This window comes from Allosaccharopolyspora coralli (genome assembly GCF_009664835.1).
Lineage (GTDB): Bacteria > Actinomycetota > Actinomycetes > Mycobacteriales > Pseudonocardiaceae > Allosaccharopolyspora > Allosaccharopolyspora coralli.
The window spans coordinates 107,975-130,925 of the sequence record NZ_CP045929.1 but is presented as its reverse complement, the minus strand read 5'-3'; the positions used below and the strand labels follow the sequence as shown (position 1 = coordinate 130,925).

General features: G+C 69.8%; 22 protein-coding genes. 9 read left to right on the top strand and 13 right to left on the bottom strand.

Going from position 1 to position 22,951, the window contains the following annotated elements; genetic code table 11:
* The 5 genes from GIY23_RS00580 to GIY23_RS00560 all read right to left on the bottom strand — a co-directional run bounded on the left by GIY23_RS00580 (nucleotide 1) and on the right by GIY23_RS00560 (nucleotide 5,568).
* A complete protein-coding gene (locus GIY23_RS00580) occupies nucleotides 1-1,524 on the bottom strand; it encodes a cytochrome ubiquinol oxidase subunit I (RefSeq protein ID WP_154074873.1) in 1,524 nt (507 codons plus the stop codon).
* A 349-nt stretch (nucleotides 1,525-1,873) separates the two neighbouring features.
* Entirely contained in the window at nucleotides 1,874-2,518 is a 645-nt protein-coding gene (locus tag GIY23_RS00575) for a hypothetical protein (RefSeq protein ID WP_154074872.1), read from the bottom strand.
* A 258-nt stretch (nucleotides 2,519-2,776) separates the two neighbouring features.
* On the bottom strand, nucleotides 2,777-3,487 hold the full coding sequence (locus GIY23_RS00570) for a helix-turn-helix domain-containing protein (RefSeq protein ID WP_154074871.1): 711 nt from the start codon (nucleotides 3,485-3,487) through the stop codon (nucleotides 2,777-2,779).
* 15 nt (nucleotides 3,488-3,502) lie between these two features.
* Complete coding sequence (fahA, locus tag GIY23_RS00565; protein WP_154074870.1) at nucleotides 3,503-4,708, bottom strand: fumarylacetoacetase; 1,206 nt, start codon at nucleotides 4,706-4,708, stop codon at nucleotides 3,503-3,505.
* The gene (locus GIY23_RS00560) at nucleotides 4,705-5,568 is read right to left on the bottom strand and encodes a hypothetical protein (RefSeq protein ID WP_187351975.1); all 864 of its coding nucleotides are present in this window, start codon (nucleotides 5,566-5,568) and stop codon (nucleotides 4,705-4,707) included. The genes fahA and GIY23_RS00560 overlap by 4 nt, the downstream gene beginning before the upstream one ends.
* An 82-nt stretch (nucleotides 5,569-5,650) precedes the next feature.
* On the opposite strand from GIY23_RS00560, the gene GIY23_RS00555 reads away from it, so the two are divergent.
* From GIY23_RS00555 to GIY23_RS00535, 5 genes are all read left to right on the top strand, one after another.
* A complete protein-coding gene (locus GIY23_RS00555; protein WP_154074869.1) occupies nucleotides 5,651-6,850 on the top strand; it encodes a homogentisate 1,2-dioxygenase in 1,200 nt (399 codons plus the stop codon).
* A gap of 144 nt (nucleotides 6,851-6,994) precedes the next feature.
* Complete coding sequence (locus GIY23_RS00550) at nucleotides 6,995-7,771, top strand: DUF2470 domain-containing protein (protein ID WP_154074868.1); 777 nt, start codon at nucleotides 6,995-6,997, stop codon at nucleotides 7,769-7,771.
* 257 nt (nucleotides 7,772-8,028) lie between these two features.
* Entirely contained in the window at nucleotides 8,029-8,421 is a 393-nt protein-coding gene (locus GIY23_RS00545) for a hypothetical protein (RefSeq protein ID WP_228717469.1), read from the top strand.
* A 45-nt stretch (nucleotides 8,422-8,466) separates the two neighbouring features.
* Nucleotides 8,467-9,276 carry a CPBP family intramembrane glutamic endopeptidase gene (locus GIY23_RS00540; protein WP_187351974.1) on the top strand — a complete coding sequence of 270 codons (810 nt, stop codon included), beginning with the start codon at nucleotides 8,467-8,469 and terminating at the stop codon, nucleotides 9,274-9,276.
* 140 nt (nucleotides 9,277-9,416) lie between these two features.
* Nucleotides 9,417-10,598 (top strand): arginine deiminase, encoded by a 1,182-nt coding sequence (locus GIY23_RS00535; RefSeq protein WP_154078503.1) that lies wholly within the window; start codon nucleotides 9,417-9,419, stop codon nucleotides 10,596-10,598.
* Between the two features lie 178 nt (nucleotides 10,599-10,776).
* On the opposite strand, the gene GIY23_RS00530 is transcribed toward GIY23_RS00535, so the two are convergent.
* Complete coding sequence (locus GIY23_RS00530) at nucleotides 10,777-11,133, bottom strand: hypothetical protein (RefSeq protein WP_154074867.1); 357 nt, start codon at nucleotides 11,131-11,133, stop codon at nucleotides 10,777-10,779.
* A gap of 208 nt (nucleotides 11,134-11,341) precedes the next feature.
* Between GIY23_RS00530 and GIY23_RS00525 the strand changes: the two genes are divergently transcribed.
* Both GIY23_RS00525 and GIY23_RS00520 read left to right on the top strand, forming a co-directional pair.
* A complete protein-coding gene (locus GIY23_RS00525; protein ID WP_154074866.1) occupies nucleotides 11,342-12,199 on the top strand; it encodes a DUF5753 domain-containing protein in 858 nt (285 codons plus the stop codon).
* Between the two features lie 232 nt (nucleotides 12,200-12,431).
* Entirely contained in the window at nucleotides 12,432-12,992 is a 561-nt protein-coding gene (locus tag GIY23_RS00520) for a ferritin (protein WP_154074865.1), read from the top strand.
* A gap of 899 nt (nucleotides 12,993-13,891) precedes the next feature.
* Here the strand turns inward: GIY23_RS00520 and GIY23_RS00515 are convergent.
* Nucleotides 13,892-14,467: a SigE family RNA polymerase sigma factor gene (locus tag GIY23_RS00515; protein WP_407646810.1), complete on the bottom strand. Its 576-nt coding sequence runs from the start codon at nucleotides 14,465-14,467 to the stop codon at nucleotides 13,892-13,894.
* Between the two features lie 165 nt (nucleotides 14,468-14,632).
* Nucleotides 14,633-15,571 (bottom strand): DUF5926 family protein, encoded by a 939-nt coding sequence (locus GIY23_RS00510; RefSeq protein ID WP_154074864.1) that lies wholly within the window; start codon nucleotides 15,569-15,571, stop codon nucleotides 14,633-14,635.
* 179 nt (nucleotides 15,572-15,750) lie between these two features.
* On the opposite strand from GIY23_RS00510, the gene GIY23_RS00505 reads away from it, so the two are divergent.
* Both GIY23_RS00505 and GIY23_RS00500 read left to right on the top strand, forming a co-directional pair.
* Nucleotides 15,751-16,896: a cytochrome P450 gene (locus GIY23_RS00505; RefSeq protein WP_154074863.1), complete on the top strand. Its 1,146-nt coding sequence runs from the start codon at nucleotides 15,751-15,753 to the stop codon at nucleotides 16,894-16,896.
* A 121-nt stretch (nucleotides 16,897-17,017) separates the two neighbouring features.
* Nucleotides 17,018-18,496 carry a M28 family metallopeptidase gene (locus tag GIY23_RS00500; protein ID WP_154074862.1) on the top strand — a complete coding sequence of 493 codons (1,479 nt, stop codon included), beginning with the start codon at nucleotides 17,018-17,020 and terminating at the stop codon, nucleotides 18,494-18,496.
* 32 nt (nucleotides 18,497-18,528) lie between these two features.
* On the opposite strand, the gene GIY23_RS00495 is transcribed toward GIY23_RS00500, so the two are convergent.
* The 5 genes from GIY23_RS00495 to GIY23_RS00475 all read right to left on the bottom strand — a co-directional run bounded on the left by GIY23_RS00495 (nucleotide 18,529) and on the right by GIY23_RS00475 (nucleotide 22,852).
* Nucleotides 18,529-18,969, bottom strand: a complete 441-nt coding sequence (locus GIY23_RS00495; protein ID WP_154074861.1) for a hypothetical protein — start codon at nucleotides 18,967-18,969, stop codon at nucleotides 18,529-18,531.
* A gap of 315 nt (nucleotides 18,970-19,284) precedes the next feature.
* Entirely contained in the window at nucleotides 19,285-20,199 is a 915-nt protein-coding gene (locus tag GIY23_RS00490; protein WP_228717467.1) for a DUF4328 domain-containing protein, read from the bottom strand.
* The gene (locus tag GIY23_RS00485) at nucleotides 20,199-20,525 is read right to left on the bottom strand and encodes a rhodanese-like domain-containing protein (protein ID WP_154078500.1); all 327 of its coding nucleotides are present in this window, start codon (nucleotides 20,523-20,525) and stop codon (nucleotides 20,199-20,201) included. Before GIY23_RS00485 ends, GIY23_RS00490 begins: the two co-directional genes overlap by 1 nt.
* A 333-nt stretch (nucleotides 20,526-20,858) precedes the next feature.
* Nucleotides 20,859-22,394 carry a solute symporter family protein gene (locus GIY23_RS00480; RefSeq protein ID WP_222850293.1) on the bottom strand — a complete coding sequence of 512 codons (1,536 nt, stop codon included), beginning with the start codon at nucleotides 22,392-22,394 and terminating at the stop codon, nucleotides 20,859-20,861.
* A gap of 140 nt (nucleotides 22,395-22,534) precedes the next feature.
* Nucleotides 22,535-22,852 carry a DUF485 domain-containing protein gene (locus GIY23_RS00475; RefSeq protein WP_407646884.1) on the bottom strand — a complete coding sequence of 106 codons (318 nt, stop codon included), beginning with the start codon at nucleotides 22,850-22,852 and terminating at the stop codon, nucleotides 22,535-22,537.
* Nucleotides 22,853-22,951 lie beyond the last annotated feature (99 nt).

The following is a 22,951-nucleotide window of genomic DNA, read 5'->3' as shown; positions in this document are numbered from 1 at the left end:
TCAGTACGCGAACGACAGGACGTCGTCATCGTCGTCCTCCCCCTTCTCCGGCGGCATGACGGACTCCACACCGCCCCGGATGAACCGCACCATGAGGAACACCTCCACCACGGCCAGCACGGCGTACACGGTCGTCAGGCCGATCAGCGAGGTCAGCATCTCGCCGCCGGAGACACCGGACGAGACGGCGGCGGCGGTGAACATCCAGACACCGTCCACACCGGACGGATCGGGATTCGGTGCCACGACGAACGGCTGCCTGCCGAGTTCGGTGAAGATCCAGCCCGCGATGTTGCCCAGGAACGGGGTCGCGATGCTCGCGACCGCCAGCAGCGGCCACCCGCGCCACCGGGGGAATCGCCCGCCCCTGGTCAACCACAGCACCGCGACCGCGCCCGCGGCGGCCACCGAGCCGAAGCCGATCATGAACCGGAAACCCCAGTAGGTGGCAGGCAGGTTCGGCACGTACTCGATGGGCTGCCCGGCCATCTTCCCCAGCGCCGGGTCGTCCGGGTAGTGCGTTCCGAACCGCTCCTGATACTCCGGGATGAGCTCCTGGACACCCTTGACTTCGCTGTCGAGTTCCCCGTTGGCGAGGTAGGACAACACGTAGGGAACCGTGAAGCTCTTGACGTTCTCGCAGTCCGGCCGGGCGACGTCACCGATCGCGAACACCGAGAAACTCGCGGGTTGTTCGGTGTGGCACAGCGCCTCCGCGGAGGCCATCTTCATCGGCTGCTGCTGGAACATCAGCTTCGCCTGGAAGTCGCCGGTGATCGCCAGTCCCGCGAAGGCGACGACGCCGACCCAGGCGCCGAGCCGCATCGAGGTGTGCCAGAGTTTGCGGTCCTCGCGGGTGTCCTCGTCGGCAGCCGGATCCGTCAGAGCCGGGGCCGCGCGGTGTCGCGAGTGGATCTTCCACGCGGCGACGCCGACGAGGAACGCGCCCGCGACGGCGAAACACCCGAGGACGGTGTGCGGGATCGCCGCCAGCGCGGTGTTGTTGCCCAGCACCGCCCAGATCGAGTTCAGGCGGGGAACGCCGTCGACCATCTCGACGCCGACCGGGTGCTGCATCCACGAGTTCGCGGCGAGAATGAAGTAGGCGGACGCGACGGTCGCCAGCGAGAACGCCCACACGCACGCCAGATGGACACCCTTCGACAGCCGGTCCCAGCCGAAGATCCACAGGCCGAGGAACGTGGACTCGACGAAGAACGCGACGATGCCCTCCATCGCCAGCGGCGCACCGAACACGTCCCCGACGAACCGCGAATACGCACTCCAGGACATCCCGAACTGGAACTCCTGGACGATGCCGGTGACCACCCCCATCGCGAAGTTGACCAGCATCAACTTGCCCCAGAACTTGGTCATCTTCAGGTAGCGGCGGTTGCCCGTCCGGTACCAGGCCGTCTGCATCCCGGCGACGAGGACGGCGAGTCCGATCGTCAGCGGGACCATGACGAAGTGGTAGACGGTGGTGATACCGAACTGCCACCGGGCGATGTCGAGGGGATCCACGCCCCCCACCCTGCTCCCGCGCGCGGGCACGACGCAGAGTCGGCCGTCCCGGATCGCCCGGTCAGGGGTCCCGGCCACAAGGGACCTTGGTCCCGTCGGACGCGCTCTGGTGAGACTCAGAAGCTCTCTGAGGTTTCGGAACTGGCTTTTGTGCCCGTAGGGCACGATCACACGTGATCAGCCTCGGCACGGTGAGGGCTCCCAAGTGCACTCTGACGGGCTGGTCGGCACTGTGCGCCGAGAGTGCCCGGACGTCTACGCAGACGCGCCGGCCGCGAGGTGAGGTTCCGCCACGCAACCACCCACGCGACCAACCCGCGCGCTCGTTCAGGCATCTGGTGTGCCCGGTTCAGCCGACCTGGGGCGCACGAGCACAGATCGTGCGGTGCACCGTCTCGGCGAGCGACTGCACCCACACCGGCAGGCTGCCGTCCGGACTCGCACCGTTCACCACGACGATCTCGACCAGGTACTGCCCGTGACGCAGTAACAGCCAGCGAGTGTCGCAGATTCCCGGCTTGTCGAGCAGTTGTCCGCAGAAGTGCTGTACCCCGTCGTGGTTCGTCGGGAGGTGCTGCGGACGTTCGTCGAAGATCGCGTCGTACTCGCCGATCTTCTCCCCGGAAGCTTCCTCCGTGCGCTGCCGTGGGTTGGTGCGCGCGAACGCCAGGGATGCCGAGACCGGAGATCCGAAGCGTCCGACCGTGACCCGCACGGTGGTGCCTTCGGGGTGTGTCCAGGTTCGCGTGGCTTGGCCCTCCAAGCCCCACTCGCTGCGCTGGGCGGTGGTGTCGACGTAGTGGGTGCCCCATTGCCCTGGGACGTCCGGCGGAGTTTCGGGCACGAGGTCGGCGATCGGCCGGTCCGCGCGGGCCTGGCCGGAGAACAACAGCGTGCCCACCGCCGCCGTCCCACCGCCCACGAGCAGCAGGATCAGGCCGGCAGCGAGGTAGATCGCGCGGCGCCGGGGAATCCAGGCCCCGGTCCGCGGCACGACGTCGTCGGACCTGCCGATGACAGCCCTCCCTGGCACCTGGACGGCGGGCCAGGTCGCCGGTGGCGCCCGACCCGCGTTCCGTCCTCGCCGGACTGTGACGAGGTGCACGAGAAGGTAGCGCGAACACGGCGACCAGCCAAGTCACGGACCGCAGCGGAGTGCTCGCCCAGAGTCACAGCGCGTGGGATCCACTGTGCGATTCGGTCATCCACAGTGGAGTTTCCGGACCGTTTTCCCCGTCGTTCGGGGAAACGCTCAGCGTAGGGCGGCGGCGACCGCTTCGGCCGCCTCGGCCACGAGCGGGCCGAGTTCCTCCTGCGAGAGCGGCTGCAACGACACGATCCCCACGCTCGCCCGCAACCCGGGTACTCGGCGCACGGGGGCGGCGATCCCGCACGCGCCCGACTGCAACTCACCGGCGCTGGCCGTCCACTGCGGCCCCTCGGCGGGCAGGTCGATCGCCCGTCCGGCGGCTCCGGTCTCCACGGAATGCCGGGTACCCACGCGGTAGGCGACGTGGTAGCTCGTCCACGACGGTTCGACCACGGCGACCGCCTGCGCCTCGTGCCCGTCGGCGACGGTCAGATGCACGGTGTTGCCCGCGCGCTCCGCCAACGCCCGCAACGTGGGCATCGCGGCGAACCGCAACTGCGGCAGCACCCGGCCCGCGAGCCAGAGCACCCCGAGTCCCAACCGGACCCGGGAGCCCTCTCTGCGGATCAGCCCGCGCGCCTGCAACGGGCCGATCAGCCGGTACACCGCCGCACGGCTCACGTCGATCGCCGTGGCGAGTTCGCTGATCGTCGGCGCCTCGGACTCGGCGTCGGCGACCGCCTGCAGCAGGTTCAGACCCCGCTCCAGCGTCAGCGAGCTCTCTTTGGCCGGCGCCGTCGAACCCGCGCCGGCCTGGGGCGCGCTGTTCGCCCTGCGCGGCGCACGCGCCGGTTCGACGGGACGCCTGCTCATCGGCTCACCTCCGAGTCACCGGGGCTCAGCGGCCACGATCGTGCCGGTCACCGCACCGAGACCGACGACAGAGCCGTCCGGGCCGGGGGCGTGGCCGACGACGGTCACGGTGTCGCCGTCCTCCAGGAAGGTCCGCTGCTCGCCGCCGTCGAGGACGAGCGGTTCCTTGCCCGCCCAGGTCAGCTCGAGCAGGCTGCCGTACTGGTCCTGGTCCGGGCCGGACACGGTGCCGGAGGCGAACAGGTCACCGGGCCGGACGGTGGCGCCGTTGACGGTCATGTGCGCCAACTGCTGCGCGGGTGACCACGACATGTACCGGAACTCGGGCCGGGAGACCGGGGTTCCGTTGCACCGCACCTCCAGGTGCAGGTCCAGGCCCCACGGCTCCTTCTCCACCAGGTAGTCCTGCAGCGCGTGGTCCGGCTTCGGCGGCTCGACGCGAGCGTCCACGAACGCCGCGAGCGGCGTGATCCATCCGGCGATCGAGGTCGCGAACGACTTGGCCAGGTGCGGCCCCAGCGGCTGGTACTCCCACGGCTGGATGTCCCGCGCGGACCAGTCGTTGACCAGGGCGACGCCGAAGACGTGGTCGGCGATCTCGGCGGTGCCCACGCGGGAGGTCGGCGCACCGCCGCACACGAAACCGACCTCGGCCTCGATGTCGAGTCGCTTCGACGGTCCGAACGACGGCATCTCGTCACCCGGAGGACGGGACTGACCGTCCGGGCGCACGACGTCGGTTCCGGAGACCACCACCGTGCCCGCGCGGCCGTGGTAGCCCACCGGCAAGTGCGTCCAGTTCGGCAGCAGCGGCTCGCTGTCGGGCCGGAACATGCGGCCGACGTTCTCCGCGTGGTGCCGCGACGAGTAGAAGTCGACGTAGTCGGCGACGGTGAATCCCAGCAGCATCCGGTGCTCGTCGACCGGCAGCAGTTCCGCGCCGTCCGGGCGCCGATCGGAGGTCACGACCTCGGCGATCCGCGCTCGCAGTGCCGTCCACTGTGTATTGCCGGCGGCGAGCAACGGGTCGAGCGAGCCGCCGGAGACCACTCCGGCGAGCTCGGCGCCGAGTTCCGGCGCGAGGCCCCGGAGCGGCAGGGCGTGGTCACCGACACGGACGCACACCGCCGGGCCGGAGTCGGTCTCCAGCACTCCGTACGGCAGCGTCTGCGGCCCGAACGGGCGGTCCGGACCGAATGCAGGATCGTCGATCCAGGTCACAGCAATCCCAACTCCTCGAGGTCGTCGACAGGGGTGGACAGGGAACAGGAACCGTACGAGGAGAACACGTCCCGCACGGCGTTCGCCGCGTCCTGGGACAGGCCTTCCGCCTGCTCGGTCAGTGCCGCCTCGTCGGTATTCGCCAGCGCGCCGCGCACGTCCCCTCCGGTGAGCGACTTCGCCGTGGCCACCAACAGGTTGAGGAATCCGTGCTGCTCGAAACCGGTCTCCGGATCGGCGCCTCGCACGGCACGGTGCAGGCCGGTCGTCGTCTTGAAGGGGACCTCGAGGGTCGAGGCGACCGCCAGGAAATCGGCGACCACGTCGACGGTCGGGAAGGACTCCGCCGTCTGTCCGCCGCACCGCAGTTTCGGCCAGCAGCCGTAGTCGGCGACGCGCTTGACGCCGTCCAGCCATCCTTCGCCGCGGCGCGGCTCGACGACGCGGACGACGTCCTCGGGCACGAACTCCGAGACCCGTTCCAGCCACACGTCGTCGACGTCGGAGGGCGCCGGCATCTCCACCATGCGCAGCGCGAGCAGTTCGGTGCGCCCCTCGATGATCGACAGCGCCTTCGGGACACCACCGAGACCGGTGTCGCACACCAGCGACAACTCGACCGGTCGCGCCGGTTTGCTCTTCGCCAGCTCGGTGATCAACTCGGCGAGGCGGGAGGCCTTGCACAGCATCGGGCCCACCAGCCCGCCGAACGTACCGTCGCGCGCTTCGAGGTGAGAGGCCACGGCCTCCGGCACGCTCGCGTCCCCCGGCGGGAACAGCGCGGCGTCATCGATCAACCGGGCAAAAAGAGGCGGAATGCCGCGCGGACCAGGGGCGCGGAGCTCAACAGCGCTTGACACGGCTGACACGCTAATGCCGTAACGTCCAGTGAACAAAGGTGACCGACTATCGGACACCTCACCGGGTGACAGGGGAGCCCACATGCCGTTCTACAAGCGGGTCGGAGAGATCCCGCCCAAACGTCACACCCAGTTCCGCGCGCCCGACGGAAGCCTCTACGCCGAAGAACTCATGGGCGTCGAAGGCTTCTCTTCCGACTCCGCACTGCTGTACCACCGGCACCTGCCCACGGCGATCACCAACGCCGTCACCGTCACCGACTCCTTCGGCACCGGAGCCGTCACCGAGCGCTCGACGGCCAACCTGCCGCTCAAGCCCCGCAGTTTCCGGTCCCAGGACCTCAAGTTCAGCGGCGACGAGATCGACGCCGTCCGGCACCGGCGCCTGCTGTTCACCAACAACGACGTCTCGATCCGGTTCAGCGCCCCCAACGCCACCAGCCCGCTCTACCGCAACGCCGCCGGGGACGAGCTGCTCTACATCCAGACCGGCACCGCCACCGTCGAGACCATCTACGGAGCGCTCGACGTCGCCGAGGGCGACTACGTCGTCCTGCCGACCTCATGCACCTACCGCGTGGTGCCCACCGGCGACGAACAGCTGCGGATGCTCGTCGTCGAGGCCACCGGGCACATCGGGCCGCCCAAGCGCTACCTCAGCGCCAAGGGACAGTTCCTCGAGCACTCGCCGTACTGCGAACGCGACCTCCGCGTCCCCGAGCAGCCGCTGCTGCTCGACGGCACCGACGTCGACGTGTACGTGCGCCACCGCGAAGGCATGACCCGCATGACCTACGCGCACCATCCGTTCGACGTCGTCGGCTGGGACGGCTGCCTCTACCCCTGGGTGTTCAACATCCGCGACTTCGAACCGATCACCGGCCGCGTGCACCAGCCGCCACCGGTGCACCAGACCTTCGAGGGCCCGAACTTCGTGGTGTGCTCGTTCTGCCCCCGCAAGGTCGACTACCACCCGCTGTCGGTCCCGGTGCCCTACAACCACGCCAACGTCGACTCCGACGAGCTGATGTTCTACGTCGGCGGCGACTACGAGGCCCGCAAGGGCTCCGGCATCGGCCTCGGCTCGCTGTCCCTGCATCCCTCCGGCTGTACGCACGGCCCGCAACCCGGGGCGGTCGAGGCGTCGCTCGGCGCGGAACGGTTCGACGAGACCGCGGTCATGATCGACACGTTCCGGCCGCTGCATCTCGGCGAGGCCGCCGAGGCCTGCGAGGACCCCGCGTACGCGTGGAGCTGGTCCGGCCGCGGCCCCGAGGCGTGACTCCCGGCCGGGGGCGGGCTTGTGGCCGCCCCCGGCCACCCGGTCGTCGACGACTAATCGGGCGGTCTCGCGCGCGATCACTTTCCTGATCGAGCAGTGCGGGTTAGGCTCCCCTAAGTACTCGCGCGACAGGGAGGCGGAGCAGTGGGCGACGCGACGATCCGGCGACCGGCCACGCCGAGCCCCGCCGAACGCGCCCGCACCATCGCCGTCCGCGGCGGCCGTGCGGCACTGATGCCGACGAGCGACACCTCAGCGCGCGTGACCCCGCTGCTGCACCACGTCCACGCCGACGGCCACGCCACGCTGCTGCTCGCCGACGAACACCCGCTCGTCGCCGCCGCCTGGCAGGCCCCGCACGGCGAGCTCGGCGGCGTGCTCGAGGTCGCGGACCCGACGCCGGTACGACTGCGCGAACCCGTCCGCGGGCTGCTCTGGCTCACCGGCTGGATTCGCGTGCTCGATCGCGACGAAGCACGAGAGGCGGCGCTCGCGCTCTCCGACGAACGCCCCGACCCACGCCTGCTCGACGTCGGCCACGGCGCGAGCGTGCTGCGGACGCGGACCGCCTCGCTGGTCGTCGCCGACGGTGAAGGAAGCTGCTCGGTGACGCCCGACGACTTCGCCGCCGCCAGCCCGGACCCGTTCCACCGGCACGAGGACGCGTGGCTGCGACACCTCGAACTCTCGCACCGGGACGTCGTCGGCCTGCTCGTCCGCCACCTGCCCGACGAGCTGCGCGGCGGACACATCCGGCCACTCGGGCTGGATCGCTGCGGGATCCGGCTCCGCGTCGAGGGCTCCTCCGGCGATCACGACGTGCGGCTGGCGTTCGCCCGCCCCGCCACCACACCGGAGTCCCTGGGCGTCGAACTCCGCCGCCTCGTCGGCTGTCCCTTCCTCACCGCCCACCGCCGTTAGGGGCCCTTGCAGAGTGAGCTGTCGTCGCGTCGTGCCGGCGACCGCCGGGGTCTCAGCGCCCGCCTCGCGAGGAGGGCAGTTTCGCTGCGTCGGTAGGCCACTCGAGATACCGATCCCGCAGCGAGGAGGGCCACTCGACCCACCGAGCAACACCTTCTGAAAGACATCCCCGGAAGCGTCGGTTCGCTCGGAACGGCGCGGCGACCGGATGCGTCGGAACGCACGGACAGGTCGTCGGAAGCCGCGAGGGAGGACCAGTGAGCGAGTTCCGGGTGTTCCTGCGTGGTCCGGTGAGCGCGCACACCGTGCTCGCCGAGCTGGCGTCCACACGGCCGTTCGACGTCCTGGACGGGCCGGTCGGCCCGCACACCGCGGTCGGGTTGCGCGAGACGGTGTTCGTCGAGCTCGTCGACCGGTGCGGCCACGGCGCCTGGTTCGGGCCCGTGCTCTCGCGGTACCGGATGTTCGTGCGGTTGGTCGACGTTTCCGCCGCGAGGCCCGCAGGCGCGTGGGTGGCCGCGCACGCACTGCTGTGGAAGGCGGCCCAGTGCCGCGACGTGAGCGACGCCCTGCTTCTCGGCTCCGGGACGAGGGCGCTGCGCTACCGCAACGGCCACATCCGTCCGGTGCCGCAACCCCAGCAGGTCTGACCGACCCCGCACCGGACGAGGGCGTCGAGCCTCTACCGTTCCGGTGTGAGCATCTTGCGCGACTGGTGGGCACCGCCCCGACCCGACGAGCCGAGCGTCGTCCGCGACCCCGCCGAACGCCGCGCACTCACCATCGAACTGGTCGTCGTCTTCGCCGTGACGCTCGGCCTCTCCGCCGTGGGCAGCCTGCTCTCGCTCGTCGACTCGCTGCTCAAGCCGCAGGCCCTCGCCGACCAGAACGTCGGGCTCAACGATTCGCAGGCCCAGCTGGGGCTGATCGACTTCGCGCTGCAAGTCACCCAGGCACTGCGCCTCGTCGCCTGGGGCGCCCTCGGCGTCTTCCTGCTCTGGCGCGGCGGAATCGCACTGTGGCGCGTCGGCCTGGACCGGACCCGGCCGGGCCGGGACGTGCTCGCCGGCGCCGGGCTGGCCGCGCTCATCGGGATTCCGGGGCTCGGCCTGTACCTCACCGCGCACGCACTCGGGTTCGCCCTCACCGTGCAGCCATCCACATTGGACGAGGCATGGTGGCGCGGCCCGGTGCTGATCCTCTCCGCGTTCGGAAACTCCTTCGCCGAAGAAGTCCTCATGATCGGCTACCTGCTGACGCGGCTGCGGCAACTCGGGTGGTCGGAGAACGCGTCCCTGTGGGTCGCGGCGGTGATCCGCGGTAGCTACCACCTCTACCAGGGCGTCGGCGGGTTCGTCGGCAACATCGTCATGGGACTGGTGTACGGCCGGATCTGGCAACGCACCAACCGGCTCTGGCCGCTGATCGTCGGGCACGCGCTCATCGACGTCGTCGCCTTCGTCGGCTACGCCCTGCTGCGCGACCACCTGTCGTGGCTACCGTGAGCCGGCGAACCGACCCGACCACGGCGCACAACGAATAGCCGACCAAGGGGGCGATTCGCGAAATGATCCGTCGTTTTTAGTCGCGGACACCCTACTTTCCGGTCGTGGCGATTACGCTTCGCCGCGTGAGTACTCCGAACGTGCAGAGCGAGGTCGATCCGCTCGAAACGGTGCTGCTGCACCGCCCGGGCAACGAACTCAAGCGCCTCACCCCCCGCAACAACGACCAGCTCCTGTTCGACGCGATCCCCTGGGTCGACCGCGCACAGGACGAGCACGACGCGTTCGCCGAGACCCTGCGTGCACGCGGCGTCGGGGTGCTGCTGCTGCGCGACCTGCTCACCGAGACGCTGAGCGACACCCGGGCCCAGGCGTCGGCACTGCACTCCGGCGTCGACGAGCGCCGGCTCGGCACCGAAGTCGCCGACACGCTCCGGTCGCACCTCACGTCGGTGCCGCCCGAGACACTCGCCGAAGTACTCGTCGCGGGCATGACGTTCGAGGAACTGCCCGCCTCGGAAGGCCACTCCCTGGTCCGGCGGATGCACCACGCGCACGACTTCGCCATCGATCCGCTGCCGAACCTACTGTTCACCCGCGACTCGTCGGTCTGGGTCGGCGACCGGGTCGCGATCGCCTCACTGCTGCTGCCCGCCCGGCGGCGGGAGTCCGCGCTGACCGACCTCGTCTACGCCTACCACCCCCGTTTCGCCCACTCCCCGCGCGCGTACGGGGCGCACTCGGCACCCGTGGAGGGCGGCGACGTGCTCGTCCTCGCGCCGGGCGTCCTCGCCGTCGGCGTGGGAGAGCGCACGACACCCGCAGGGGCGGAATCCTTCGCGCGCTCGGTGTTCGCCGACGGACTCGCGCACACCGTGCTGGCCGTCCCGATCACTCAGACTCGCGCCTCGATGCACCTCGACACCGTGTGCACGATGGTCGACCGCGACGCCGTCGTGATGTACCCGGCGATCCAGGACTCGCTCACCGCATACTCGATGCGCCCGGTCGACAAGGACCTGGAGGTGTCCGGACCGGAGCCGTTCCTCGAGGCCACCGCCCGGGCGATGGGGATCGAGCGGATGCGCGTCATCGACACCGGACTGGACCCGGTCACGGCCGAACGCGAACAGTGGGAGGACGGCAACAACACCTTCGCCGTCGCCCCCGGTGTCGTCGTCGCCTACGAACGCAACGCCGAGACGAACGCGCGGCTGGAGGAAGCAGGCATCGAGGTGCTGCGGATCAGCGGATCCGAGCTCGGCACCGGTCGCGGCGGGCCCCGCTGTATGTCCTGCCCCATCAGCCGTGCGGCGCTGTAGTTTTTTGGGTTTTTGCTGAAGGTTTGTGTAGGTGGTTCCGTAGCGGAGGTCCGGCTGCGTACGGGGTGACCGCTCAGCGGCTTCGCCGCTGACAAGACACGACGACAGCTCAAGCTGAACGGAGTTCTCTGGCCGGCCTGGGCAGAGGCGGAACCGCACCTCTCGGCTGGTGCCGGATCTATCCACGCGACCAGGTCGCCGGGGCGCCGCATCGGGCGTGCGCGAACCACGTGCCCAGTTCGATCTCGCCGAAGCGGTGCGGCAGCACGACGTCCCGGTGGAACACGCCGGGGTGCCGCTTCCGGTTCCACCGGGCGAACTCGACCTGGCGACGTGCGCTCTCGCGGTGTCGTTCCCGGCGCTTCACCAGCCGGATCAGCCGCAGCGCCGGGATGGCGCCGACGGCCGAACCGGTGTGCAGGCCCGTGCCGTCGCGCAACGGCAACAGGGCCAGCACACCGGCTCCCGCCGAGGTCAGGGCGACCCCGAACAGCAGCGGACTCGTGAGCACGGCGGCCAGCATGTCGATGATCACGATCTCGTCCTCCCAGTGGGTGTGAGGCCACGGCCGGTTCCGCTCCGAGGGAACCGGGACGACCCGGACATCGAGCCACCCCAGACGGGCACCACGGTACGTATTGCTACGGTCACTCTGAGATCACCGTAGCGAGGCCTCGCGAGGGCAACGAGTCGCTTCACCCCATGCAGCGAAGTTGATCACCCGGGCCAGTGAGGAGTTCGCGATGCCGCCGTCGCCCACCGTCGCGAGCTGGGCACTGGGCAGACGACTTCGGGAACGGCGCCGCGAACGCGGCCTGACCGGGCCTGCCGCAGCCCGGCTCACGGGCGTGACCGCCGCCTACCTCTCCGACGTCGAGACCGGCAAGAAGCGGATCAGCGAACAGCGGCTCGAAACGCTGCTCGAGCACTACGGGTTCGGCGACACCGAACTCCCGGAACTGCGCGAACTGCGACTGGAAGCGAGCTCGCGGGGCTGGTGGGCGGACTACTCGACGGTCTTCGACGACGACCTGCTCAAGTTCTTCGGCTACGAACACGGCGCCACGAGCGTGTGGGCCTACGACGGCGGAGTCGTGAACTCCCTGCTGCAGACCGAGGACTATGCCCGCGCGGTCCTCGGCGCGGCCGACGCCACCCGCCGGGAGCCCGAACTGGACCGGCGGGTGCGCTGCCGGATGCGGCGACAGCACCGGCTCACCGACGACGTGCCGCTGCGGCTGCGCGTCGTGATGAGCGAGGCGGCCGTGCGCCAGTGCGTCGGCGGCCACGAGGTGCTGGCTGGACAACTCCGCCACCTGCTCGATGTGACGCACCGGCACGCGGACACGCTCGACGTCCGCATCGTGCCGTTCGACGTGCCGGGGCATCCGGCGATGGGCGGGGCGACGTTCCACCTCATGCGGTTCGGGTCACAACGGCTGCCGACGTTGTTGTGGCACGAGTCGGTCACCGCGTCCCAGCTGATCTCGGATCCGGAGAAGGTTCGCGAACACGCGCGCGCACACGAAGCCGCCACTGCGGCCGCACTGAGCCGGGAGGAGTCGTTTCATCTCGTTCGGCGGCACTACGACCGACTGTGATCACAGGCTTTCGGCCGAGTCGTGAAAATTGTGCGCGTCGCCCGGAACCGAAACTGTGCTGCGGCGCGACGTGACGGCGCTCACCTGCGCACATGCCACCTGAAAAGAAGGTCCGAGAGCTGAGGTTTGCCTTACCAAAAGAAGGGTGAGCATTGCCTCGCCCAGGTGAGGCGAACATATTTTAGGGAACCCTCATAATACGCGGGCGACAATTTTCGCGTATCTTGTGGGTATGGCTCTCAGCAAGAAGAAAATTCAGCCGAAGGAATCGACGTTCCACCAGCTCCTCCAGGAGCAGGTGCGCAACGAGTTCAACGCCTCCCAGCAGTACATCGCGGTCGCCGTTTGGTTCGACGACGAAGACCTGCCGCAGCTCGCGCGCCACTTCTACAAGCAAGCGGTCGAAGAGCGCAACCACGCGATGATGATCGTGCAGTACCTGATGGACAACGACGTCAAGGTCACCATTCCGGGCGTGGACGATGTCCGGAACGACTTCGCCGAGACCCGTGAGCTCATCGCCCTCGCCCTGGAGCAGGAGCGGGAAGTCACCGACGAGATCGTCGCGCTCGCCAAGGCCGCCCGCGCCGAGGACGACTACGTGGGCGAGCAGTTCATGCAGTGGTTCCTCAAGGAACAGGTCGAAGAGGTCTCCCAGATGTCGACGCTGCTGACCGTCGTCGACCGCGCCAGCGGCAACCTGTTCGACGTGGAGGGTTACCTCGCCCGCGAACAGGTCGGCGACCCGGGCACCGACCCGACGGCACCCCCGGCGGCCGGCGGCGGCCTGTGACGACGTAGAAGGTGCGCGTGGGTGGTTCCGTGGCGGAACTCCCCTCGCGGCTCGCTGTGGGGATCGCCGACATCAAGTCGCGCCTGACATCACGTCGACGCTGTCCCCGCAGCCGTCGATCCGCGCAACCTCGCCACGGCCCGCGCCGGCCTCCGCGGTCAGCCGGTGGTGTCCGGGCTGCCCGACTCCTGGCTGCCCGACTCCTGACTGCCCGACTCCTGACCGCCGGTCTCGCTTCCGGTGCTGGGGTTCTGACGGGCCGACTCGCGGCGGTCGGTGTCCTGTCCGGTCGGATCGTCCGTGCCCGGGCGGGAATGCCGGTCGACCGTCTCGCGTCCACCGGAGTCCTGCCCGGTCGAGTCGCCCGGCGGCCCGAAGCCCTCGGAGGGGTAGTCGTCGCTCGGGGACGGCTCCTGCGGGCTCGACTCTCCCGGATCGCCCGGCGACTCCGATTCCTGCGGGTCCTCGGTGTCGCGCAGGATCTGCCCCGGGTCCCGGGTCTCGCTCGCTCGTCTCCGTCGGCGGACGCGAGGTCGTCGAGCCCTGCTGCTGGGGCGGCTCGGGCTGCTGTTGCCCGCTTTCTGACGGCGGCTGCCCCGGTTCGCCCGGGTTCACCGCCGGGGGCTGGGGCGGCGGCGGACCGACCGGCGGGTCGACCGACCGTGACACCGGCGGCGGCACGGGAGGCGGTCCCGCCGGCTCGTCGGTGCGCTCGTTGACGTACGCGAGACCACCACCGGCGAGCAAGGTCATCCCGAGTGCCCCACCGACCGCCATCGTCGTGCGCCGGTGACGGCGGCGACGCGCTCCGGTGACCAGTGACCACTCTGCGCCGGTCCGCACCGGGACGTCCAACTCGTCGTTGCCGAGCACGCGCCGCAGTTCGTCGTCGAGTCCCATCACACGTCACCTCCCTCCGCCAACGGGCCGAGCCGTTGACGCAAGGACGCCAGCGCCTTGCTGCTCTGACTCTTGACGGTTCCGCAGCTCACGCCGAGCGTGTCGGCGATCTCGGCTTCGGACAGTCCCTCGTAGTAACGCAGCACGACTACCGCGCGTTGCCTCGGCGGCAGATCGCGCAACGCCTGCCACACCGGTTCGTCCTCGAGCCGGTCGTGTCGCTGCTGGGCGGGAACGTCGGGGAAGTCGGCGATGAGCGTCTCCCGCCGTGTCCGCCGCCAGCGGCTGATGTGCGTGTTCGCCATCGCCTTGCGGATGTAGGCACGCGGGTCGTCGCATTTCGAGTTGATCTTCGACCAGCGGGACCCGACCTTCTCCAGCACCGTTTGCACCAAGTCGGCGGCGTCGTGCGGGTTCCCGGTCAGCGCGTGCCCGTAGCGCAGCAACCCCGGCAACGCGACCCGGACGAACTCGGCGAAATCGTCTTCGGTCGACATGGTGTCCTGGTGCGCCGCCCCCGACCACCCGACCGTCGCCGAACGCGCGGCCGGGATCACGGGCAGGTGCGCGGTCACGCCAGGTCTCCCTTCCACGTCGGTACGCCGACGTGGAAAGACACGCCTACCCGGCCCAGACGGTTGCCCAGCCCCCGTGATCGTCACCCCTTCGGACTAGTAGCCGGTGAGGTTCCCCCAGAACGAAACGCACTCCCAGCCTGCCACCCGAAGGGCTACCCGGCATCAGCGAACGGTGATTTGACGTCCTCGCAGGCCTTCGCGCGCGCGGCGTTCGGCCGCGTCGAGCTGCTCGTCGTCGAGGGAGGTCAGCGCCCCGGCGAGCCGTTCACCCATCGCCGCGACCGGGCCGTCGTACTCCCGGGCGTGCTTGTCGCGGTCGACGTCCCAGACCGGCACGAGCAGGCCGTGCGCGCGGAACGAACCCGCGTAGCGGCTGTCCTCGTCGAGGGCGAGCTCACCGCGGACCGACAGCCGGGCGAGAGCGGCCAGCAGCTTCTCCTCGGGCTCCGGCCGCACCCAGCGCACGTGGGCCTTCTCGCCCGCGTCGACCCAGTAGGCCGAACCCACGCCGCGGAGGCGGTCCGTGGGGTGGATCGCGGCATTCGCGCGTTCGAGGGACATCGCGACGTCGCCCGTGGCTTCGGTGTCGCCGGGCATCCACCACGAGAAGTCCTCGTGCAGCTGGACGTCGAGCGGGGTGTCCGCCTCGACGAGATCCTGCAGCCGCGTCGGGACCCCCGCCTCGGCCGTTTCCGGACCGACGGCAGGCAGCCCTTCGCCAGGCTCGGCGTTCTGCACCCACTCGACGGCGCGGGCGAGGTCGCGGCTCACGTCACCGGACTTGGTCTGCACCTGGAGTCCGACGAACGCCTCGTCATCACTGCGCCGGAGCGCGGCTGCGGCCATCGGCAGCACCGTCGCGAGGGTGACCGGGTGGCCGGAGCGCACCGGCAGTGTCGCGGTCGCCGACGGCACGAACTCGCGCAGGGCGACGAGTTCGCACTCGGCCGCGAGGCCCTCGAACGGTCGAGTGACCATGACGTCCGCCGCGCCGCCCGACTTGCCGTGGCACGCCTTGTACCGCTTTCCGGAACCGCACGGGCAGGGTTGACGGCGACCGACGGCGCCGTCGGTCGGCTCGGACGCAGTTCGCTTCGCCACTCGGAGTCTCCTCGTCGTTCGGGCGCGGTCTCCACCGATCTCCGTTGATCGGTTCACCCTTGTCGACCTGCGGCGACGACACCGGGCCACCGCGCGGTCGGTGCCGTCGACGCTAGCGGACCGGGCGTGTGCGGGTCGATGCGGGCGGCACGGCCTTACGCTGCGGCTAGGGTCGTGGCGTGTTCGACGTGACCGACGCAGGCTTTCTCCGGGATCCGTATCCGTTCTTCGCCGAGCTGCGGGAATGCGGCGACGTGCACGAGCACCCGCAACTCGGCGCGGTGACGGTCTCGCACGCGGCAGGCTCTGCTGCACTGCGGTCGCGCCAGCTCGGTCGAGTGTGGACGGACGCGCAGCCTGCCGAGCAGTTCCGCATGTTCAACCTCCTGCACCGGAACTCGATGCTGGAGAACGAGCCGCCGGTGCACACCAGACTGCGCAGGCTCGTCAGTGCCGCGTTCGGGCGCGGACACGTCGACAAACTCCGGGAGCCGATCCGCGCCGTCGTCGCCGACCTCGTCGACGGACTCGACGGCGAGCTCGTGGAGCAGGTCGCGGCGCCGTTGCCGGTGGCGGTGATCGCCGAACTGCTCGGGGTTCCCGACAGCGACCGGCCGTTGTTGCCCGCGTGGTCACACGCGATCGTGAAGATGTACGAGCCCGGCGTCGGCGAACAGCAGCGCCTCGCGGCGGAGACCGCCTCGGCCGAGTTCGTCGCGTACCTTCGCGAGCTCGCGGCCCACCGGCGCGCACACCCCGGCGAGGACCTGATCAGCGACCTGGTGGCGACTCCGGGCGAGCAGCTGCACGAGGACGAGATGGTCGCCACGGCGGTGCTGCTGCTCATGGCCGGACACGAGGCGAGCGTCAACCTGCTGGCGAACGGGGTGCTGGCGCTGCTCCGGCATCCCGAGCAGTGGCGGCGGCTCGTCACCGACCCCGGTCTCGCACCCTCCGCGGTGGACGAACTGATCCGCTTCGACTCACCGCTGCAACTGTTCGAACGCACCGCCGTCGCCGATGTCGACATCGCCGGACACCGGGTGCGTGAGGGTGAGAAGATCGCAGTGCTGCTGGGTGCCGCCGCTCACGATCCCGACGTCTTCGATCGACCGGAGCGGCTCGACATCACCCGGTCCCCGAACCCGCACCTCGGTTTCGGGGCAGGGCTGCACTACTGCCTCGGCGCGCCGCTGGCCCGGCTCGAAGCGCAGACGGCGCTGGAGGAACTGGTGCGTCGGCGGCCGGGCCTGCACCTCACCGGCGAGCCTCAGCGGCGGCCGGAGTTCGTGATCCGCGGCCTGCGCGCCCTGCCGGTCGGCTGAGCCGTCCGTGCTCCGAACGCGCCGCGATTCCCTCGTTTGACGGTACGAACGGGCGATCGACCGTGCCACGATGGGCGACTTCATCTCAGTACGCCCGTACCGATTTCGAGGAGATGCGGGAATGAGCCAGCAGCCGACCGGGGGCACACCGAACGACGACCGTCCTACCGCGCCGAACCGGCGCAACTTCCTGCTGTCCTCCGCCGCCGTTACGGCCGGGGCGGTCGGTACGCACGTGCTGCCGGGGACGGCCGCCGCACAGCCGGGAAACGGCGCGGGAAACGACTGGCCGGACGGACCGGGCGAGCGAGTGCGACCGCACCAGCCGGACGCCGAGTTGCGGGCGATCCTGGCCGAGGTCGACGAGCAGCGCATCGAGGCGATCGTGCGCAAGCTCGCCTCGTTCGGCACCAGGCACACCCTGTCCGCACAGGACGATCCCGAACGGGGTGTCGGCGCGGCCCGCGACTGGATCGCCGAGGAGATGCGCCGCTACGCCGAGGCCTCCGGTGGGCGCATGACCGTGACCGTGCCTTCCTACGTGCAGGAACCGGCCTCTCGCATTCCCGAACCGACCCGGATCAGCAACGTCGTGGCGACCCTGCGCGGGGACACCGACCCGAACCGCGTCTACGTCGTGTCGGGTCACTACGACTCCCGCGCCAGCGACCCCATGGACGCCACGAGCGACGCGCCCGGAGCCGACGACGACGCGTCCGGTGTCGCGGTGGCGATGGAACTCGCCCGCATCACGGCCACCCGGCGCTCCCAGGCGACGCTGGTGTTCGCGGCGGTGGCGGGCGAGGAACAAGGCCTCTACGGAGCGGCCTTCCTGGCGCGGCAGTTCGCCGAGGCGGGCTCCGACGTCCAGGGCATGTTCACCTGCGACATCGTCGGCAGCAGCACGGCCGACGACGGCACTCGCGACCCGCGTAGCGTCCGTCTCTTCGCCCAGGGGCCTCCCACCACGGAGGCCCCAGAGCGGGCGGAGACGAGGCGGACCATCGGCGGTGACAACGACTCGCCCGCGCGCCAGTTGGGTCGATTCGTCCACGAGAACGGACATCGGTCGGCGACCGGCATGGACGTGCGGGTGATCTACCGGCTCGACCGATACCTGCGGGGCGGGGACCACAGGGCGTTCCTCGAGGAGGGCTTCCCCGCGGCGCGCTTCACCGAACCGAACGAGGACTACGCCCATCAGCACCAGGACGTCCGCGAGGAGGGCGGAGTCCAGTACGGCGACCTGCCGGAGTTCTGCGACTTCGGCTACATCGCTGGTGTGGCACGCGTGAACGCCGCGACCCTGTGGCCGTTGGCCCAGGCCCCGAGCGTGCCCCGGGACGTGGTCGTCGACACCAGCGGCCTGACCAACGACACGACCCTGTCGTGGTCTCCCGGCTCCGGCACCGCCCCCGAGGGCTACGAGGTGGTGTGGCGTCCGACGGCGGAACCGTTCTGGACGCACGTGATCGCGGTCGGCGACACGACCAGCGCCACCATCGACCTGTCCAAGGACAACGTGATCTTCGGCGTCCGCGCGGTGGCCGCGTCCGGACACCGCAGTCCCGCCGTCTTCCCGTTCCCACCGGAGGCGTGAGTCTTTTTGGTGGCTATAGCAACCAAAAAGACTCACGCCTCGCTGGGTCGGGAACGTTCGCGCTCCTTCATCTCGGCCTCGGCGACGTGGCGGCGCCCGTCGAGCAGGAACTCCCGCACCCTGCGTTCGTGCTCCCGGAACGGTGACCAGTAGCCGTCGTCGTACTCCTCCACGACCTGGAAACTCCAACGGTCGGGCGCCACGTTGCGGCCGAGCAGGTCACGCTGGAGCTCCTGCGCCGTGTCCGACTGTCCGGCGTCGCGGAGTTGCTCGATCGCGTCGGCGAGCTTGGCGTCGGCCGACCCGCAGAGCTGGTGGAACTCGTAGAGGTGCCCGCGTGCGCGTTCGACGGTTTCCAACGCCTCGGTGAGCCTGCCGACGGCGAGAACCACCTCGTCGGTGACGCCCGGAGGCCGCTCGTTCGACTGCGGTGTCTCGCTGGTCGGCTCGCGCTCGGGTCGCGTCTCGGTCATGGTCTCGCCGCCTCCGCTCGGGTGCCCCTCCCGCGGACCAGTCTGGAGCGTCCATGCGCCCTCGGCCATCGCCGCGAGGTTCCGCACGCCAACCTGAGAGCGCGATGGGGACTTGGGGAGGTGGTCCGGTACCGCCGCCCCAGTTCGCGCCTCGCCGCGTTGGGGTCCTCTTGAGTACCACACGTACGCGGCGAGAACCCCTGCCTTGCGAGGCACGAACTCCGAACGCCGGAGCCCCTCACCGTGCCGAGGCTGATCGCGTATGACCGTGCTCGACGGGCACACAAGCCAGTTCCGAAATGCCCTCTCAGGCCGCTACCGCCGGGAACCTTCGGGGCGTGGGGCGCGTTCGCTCGTACTTCCGACGGAGGCGTCGAGCACGCGCATCCGGCGCAGCGTCGTGGGATCGGGCGGAGTGAGCACGGCCGTCAGGTACTTCACGACGCGGACGGTGAGCACGGCGGCGACGACGACGGCGACGTTGTTCCAGAAATGCAGGAGCACGCCGTCGGCCAGGGCCTGGACACCGCCGCGGAAACTCCACGCGAAGGTCAGCCAGCCGAGCAGCAGAGTGGCCGCCCACGCGATCCACCACGCGATCACGAGCCTCGTCGGCCTTGGCCGGTCGGCGGGTTCACGCGCGCCTTCTCCGACGAGTCCGGTGTGCTCCAGTTCCGCGAGCACCGACCCCGGGACGGCGAGGTTGAGGCCCGGCACCAGCACGCCCGCGACGACCTGCCAGTCGGGACGCTCGTCGCGGGTCCCGGTGCGGTCCCGCGCCACGGCGCGCGCCCGCAGTGCCCACAACACCACCGTGACGCCGCAGAGCACGCCCAGCAGCCAGGTGAGGACGCCGGTCGTGGTCACCAGCGCGTCGGAGACCGCCAACCGCGCCTGCGGCAGCGCTTCGCCCCGGCTGCGCAGCAGCAGCACGTAGCGCCACCCTTCCGCCAGTGCGGACAGCCCCGCGAGCACGGCAGTGATCCACAGCGTCGACACGGCGGTCGCGCCCAGCGACGCCACGCGCTGCACCGGGTCGGCCTGACTGCCGGTGGGCAGCGCGAGCGGCCAGCGCCACGTCAGGGTCGGGAACCCCCAGCGAGGCACCGCCGGGTACGACGGCGGGCCCGCGTACGGCTGGGCAGGCCTGCGACGGGGTCGCGGCCGGTGGCCGTCGGGTGGAGAGGCGACCCACTCCATCCGGCGCGGCGGACCCGGCGGTCGGTTCATCAGAGCACGTACGCCTCGGCGTCGGGGGTGTCGGTGACGACGGGGCGGCCACCGGCGGACCAGCCGTTCATGCCGCGTTCGACGTTCACCGCGTCCCACCCGTTCGCGTTGAGGTAGGCGGTGACCTTCGACGAGCGCCCACCCGAGCGGCAGATCACGAACACCTGGTCGGCTTCGGGCACCTCGTCGAGGCGCTGCGGGATCTCGGCCATCGGGATGTGCACCGCGCCAGGCGCGTGGCCGGCGTCCCACTCCTCCTGTTCGCGGACGTCGAGCAGCGCGCTGTTCGCGGAGGGGACCTCGGCGGGGAGATCTTCCGGCTGCATTCCGGGCACCTGCATCGGGGTAGTCACGCCTCGATGCTGCCATGAACCCCGTTGCGCCCGCGTGAGGGTGCCACCCACCCAGCAACGTCCGTTCCCCAGCCCGAGGCGAACGGCACTTTCACCCCACCACACGAGGCGAAAGTGCCGTTCGCACCAAAGCGATGATGGGGCCGTCCCCCACGCCAGGCAGCCGGCACCCTCACCCGAACATGGAGCGAACGGCACTTTCACCCCACGAGACGAGGCGAGAGTGCCGTTCGCACCAGAACGATGATGGGGCGAACGGCACTTTCGCCCCACGTGACGGGGCGAGAGTGCCGTTCGCCTGATGGATCAGTGTTGGGAGACGGCTTTTTCCGAGCCGGCACCGGTGAGGGAGCGGACCTCCATCTCGGTCTGCTTCTCCGGGTCGGCCGACTCCTTGCTGAAGATCGTGCCGAGGTAGCCGAGCAGGAACGAGGCCGGGATCGAGATCAGACCCGGGTTCTTCAGCGGGAACAGCGCGAAGTCCACCATCGGGAACATCGCCTCCTCGTCACCGGAGACCGCCGGCGAGAACACGATCAGCAGGATCGTGATCGTGAGACCGCCGTAGATGCTCCACAGCGCACCGGTGGTGTTGAACCGTCGCCAGAACAGCGAGTACAGCAGCGTCGGCAGGTTCGCCGAGGCCGCGACCGCGAACGCCAGCGCGACCAGGAACGCGATGTTCTGACCGTTGGCGGCGATACCGCCGAGGATGGAGACGACACCGATGACGCCTGCGGTGATCCGGGCGACCCGGACCTCGCCCTTCTTGTCCTCCGTCGTGCTGCGCTTGAGCACGCTGGTGTAGATGTCGTGCGCGAACGACGCGGAGGCCGTGATCGTCAGACCGGCCACGACCGCGAGGATCGTGGCGAACGCGACCGCCGAGATGAACCCGAGCAGCAGCGGCCCGCCGATCTCGAAGGCCAGCAGCGGCGCCGCGGAGTTCACCCCGCCGGGAGCGTTCTGGATCGTCTCCGGTCCGACGAGTGCACCCGCCCCGTAGCCGAGCACCAGCGTGAACAGGTAGAACGCGCCGATCAGCCAGATCGCCCAGACCACCGAGCGGCGGGCCTCCTTGGAGGTCGGCACGGTGTAGAAGCGCATCAGCACGTGCGGCAGTCCGGCGGTACCGAGCACCAGGGCGATACCCAGGGACACGAAGTCCAGCCGCGAGGCGGCGGTCTCGCCGTACTGGGCACCCGGGTTGAGCAGCTCCTCGCCGCCGTCACCCGCGCGCTCGACGGCGGCACCGAGCAGCTCCGAGAGATTGAATCCGAACAGTGCCAGGACCCAGATCGTCATGGCGAAGGCACCGGTGATGAGCAGCGCCGCCTTGATGATCTGCACCCAGGTGGTGCCGCGCATCCCGCCGACCATCACGTAGACGATCATCAGTGCGCCGACGACCGCGATGACCAGCGACTGGCCGAACGTGTTGGTGATGCCCAGCAGCAGGGCGATGAGCCCGCCCGCACCGGCCATCTGTGCCAGCAGGTAGAAGAACGACACGGCCAGCGTCGAGGTGGAGGCGGCGACGCGCACCGGACGCTCCCGCATCCGGAAGCTGAGCACGTCGGCCATCGTGAACCGGCCGGTGTTGCGCAGCAGTTCGGCGACGAGCAGCAGCGCGACGAGCCACGCCACCAGGAAGCCGATCGAGTACAGGAAGCCGTCGTAGCCGTAGACGGCGATGGCGCCGGCGATCCCGAGGAACGACGCGGCGGAGAGGTAGTCACCGGAGATCGCGATGCCGTTCTGCGGCCCGGAGAACGCGCGCCCGGCGGCGTAGTAGTCGGTGGCGGTCTTGGTGTTCTTGCTCGCGCGGAACACGATCACCATGGTGAACGCGACGAACAGCGCGAAGATGCCGATGTTGAGCCACCGGTTCGCGGTGACCTCGTTGACCTGCGCGAGGACGGCAGTGCCTGCGAAGGCAGAGCTGTCGGCGAGGACGGGGCTGTCGGCAAGGACGGGTGTGCTCACTTGTCGGCGCCTCCTTCGACGCGCTCACGGATCTCGTCGGCCAGCGGGTCGAGCTTCGTGTCGGCGTAGCGGACGTACCAGGCCGTGATCGCGAACGTGGACACGAACTGGAGCAGGCCGAGTACGAGGCCGACGTTGATGTTGCCGACGAGCTTGATGCTCATGAAGCCGTGCGCGTAGTCGGCGAGCAGCACGTACACCAGGTACCAGGCGAGGAAGCCGACCGATACCGGGAAGACGAAGTTCCGCAAGCGTGTGCGAAGCAGCTCGAATTCAGGGCTCTGACGTGCGGCGGCCCAGGTTTCGGCGTCGATGCCGCCCCCGGACCCCGGTTGGTCCGTAGTGCTCACGGCTCCCCTTCCGTTGACGGGTAAACAGCTCAGGTGGTGAGACAGGTTCCCACACATTGAGCC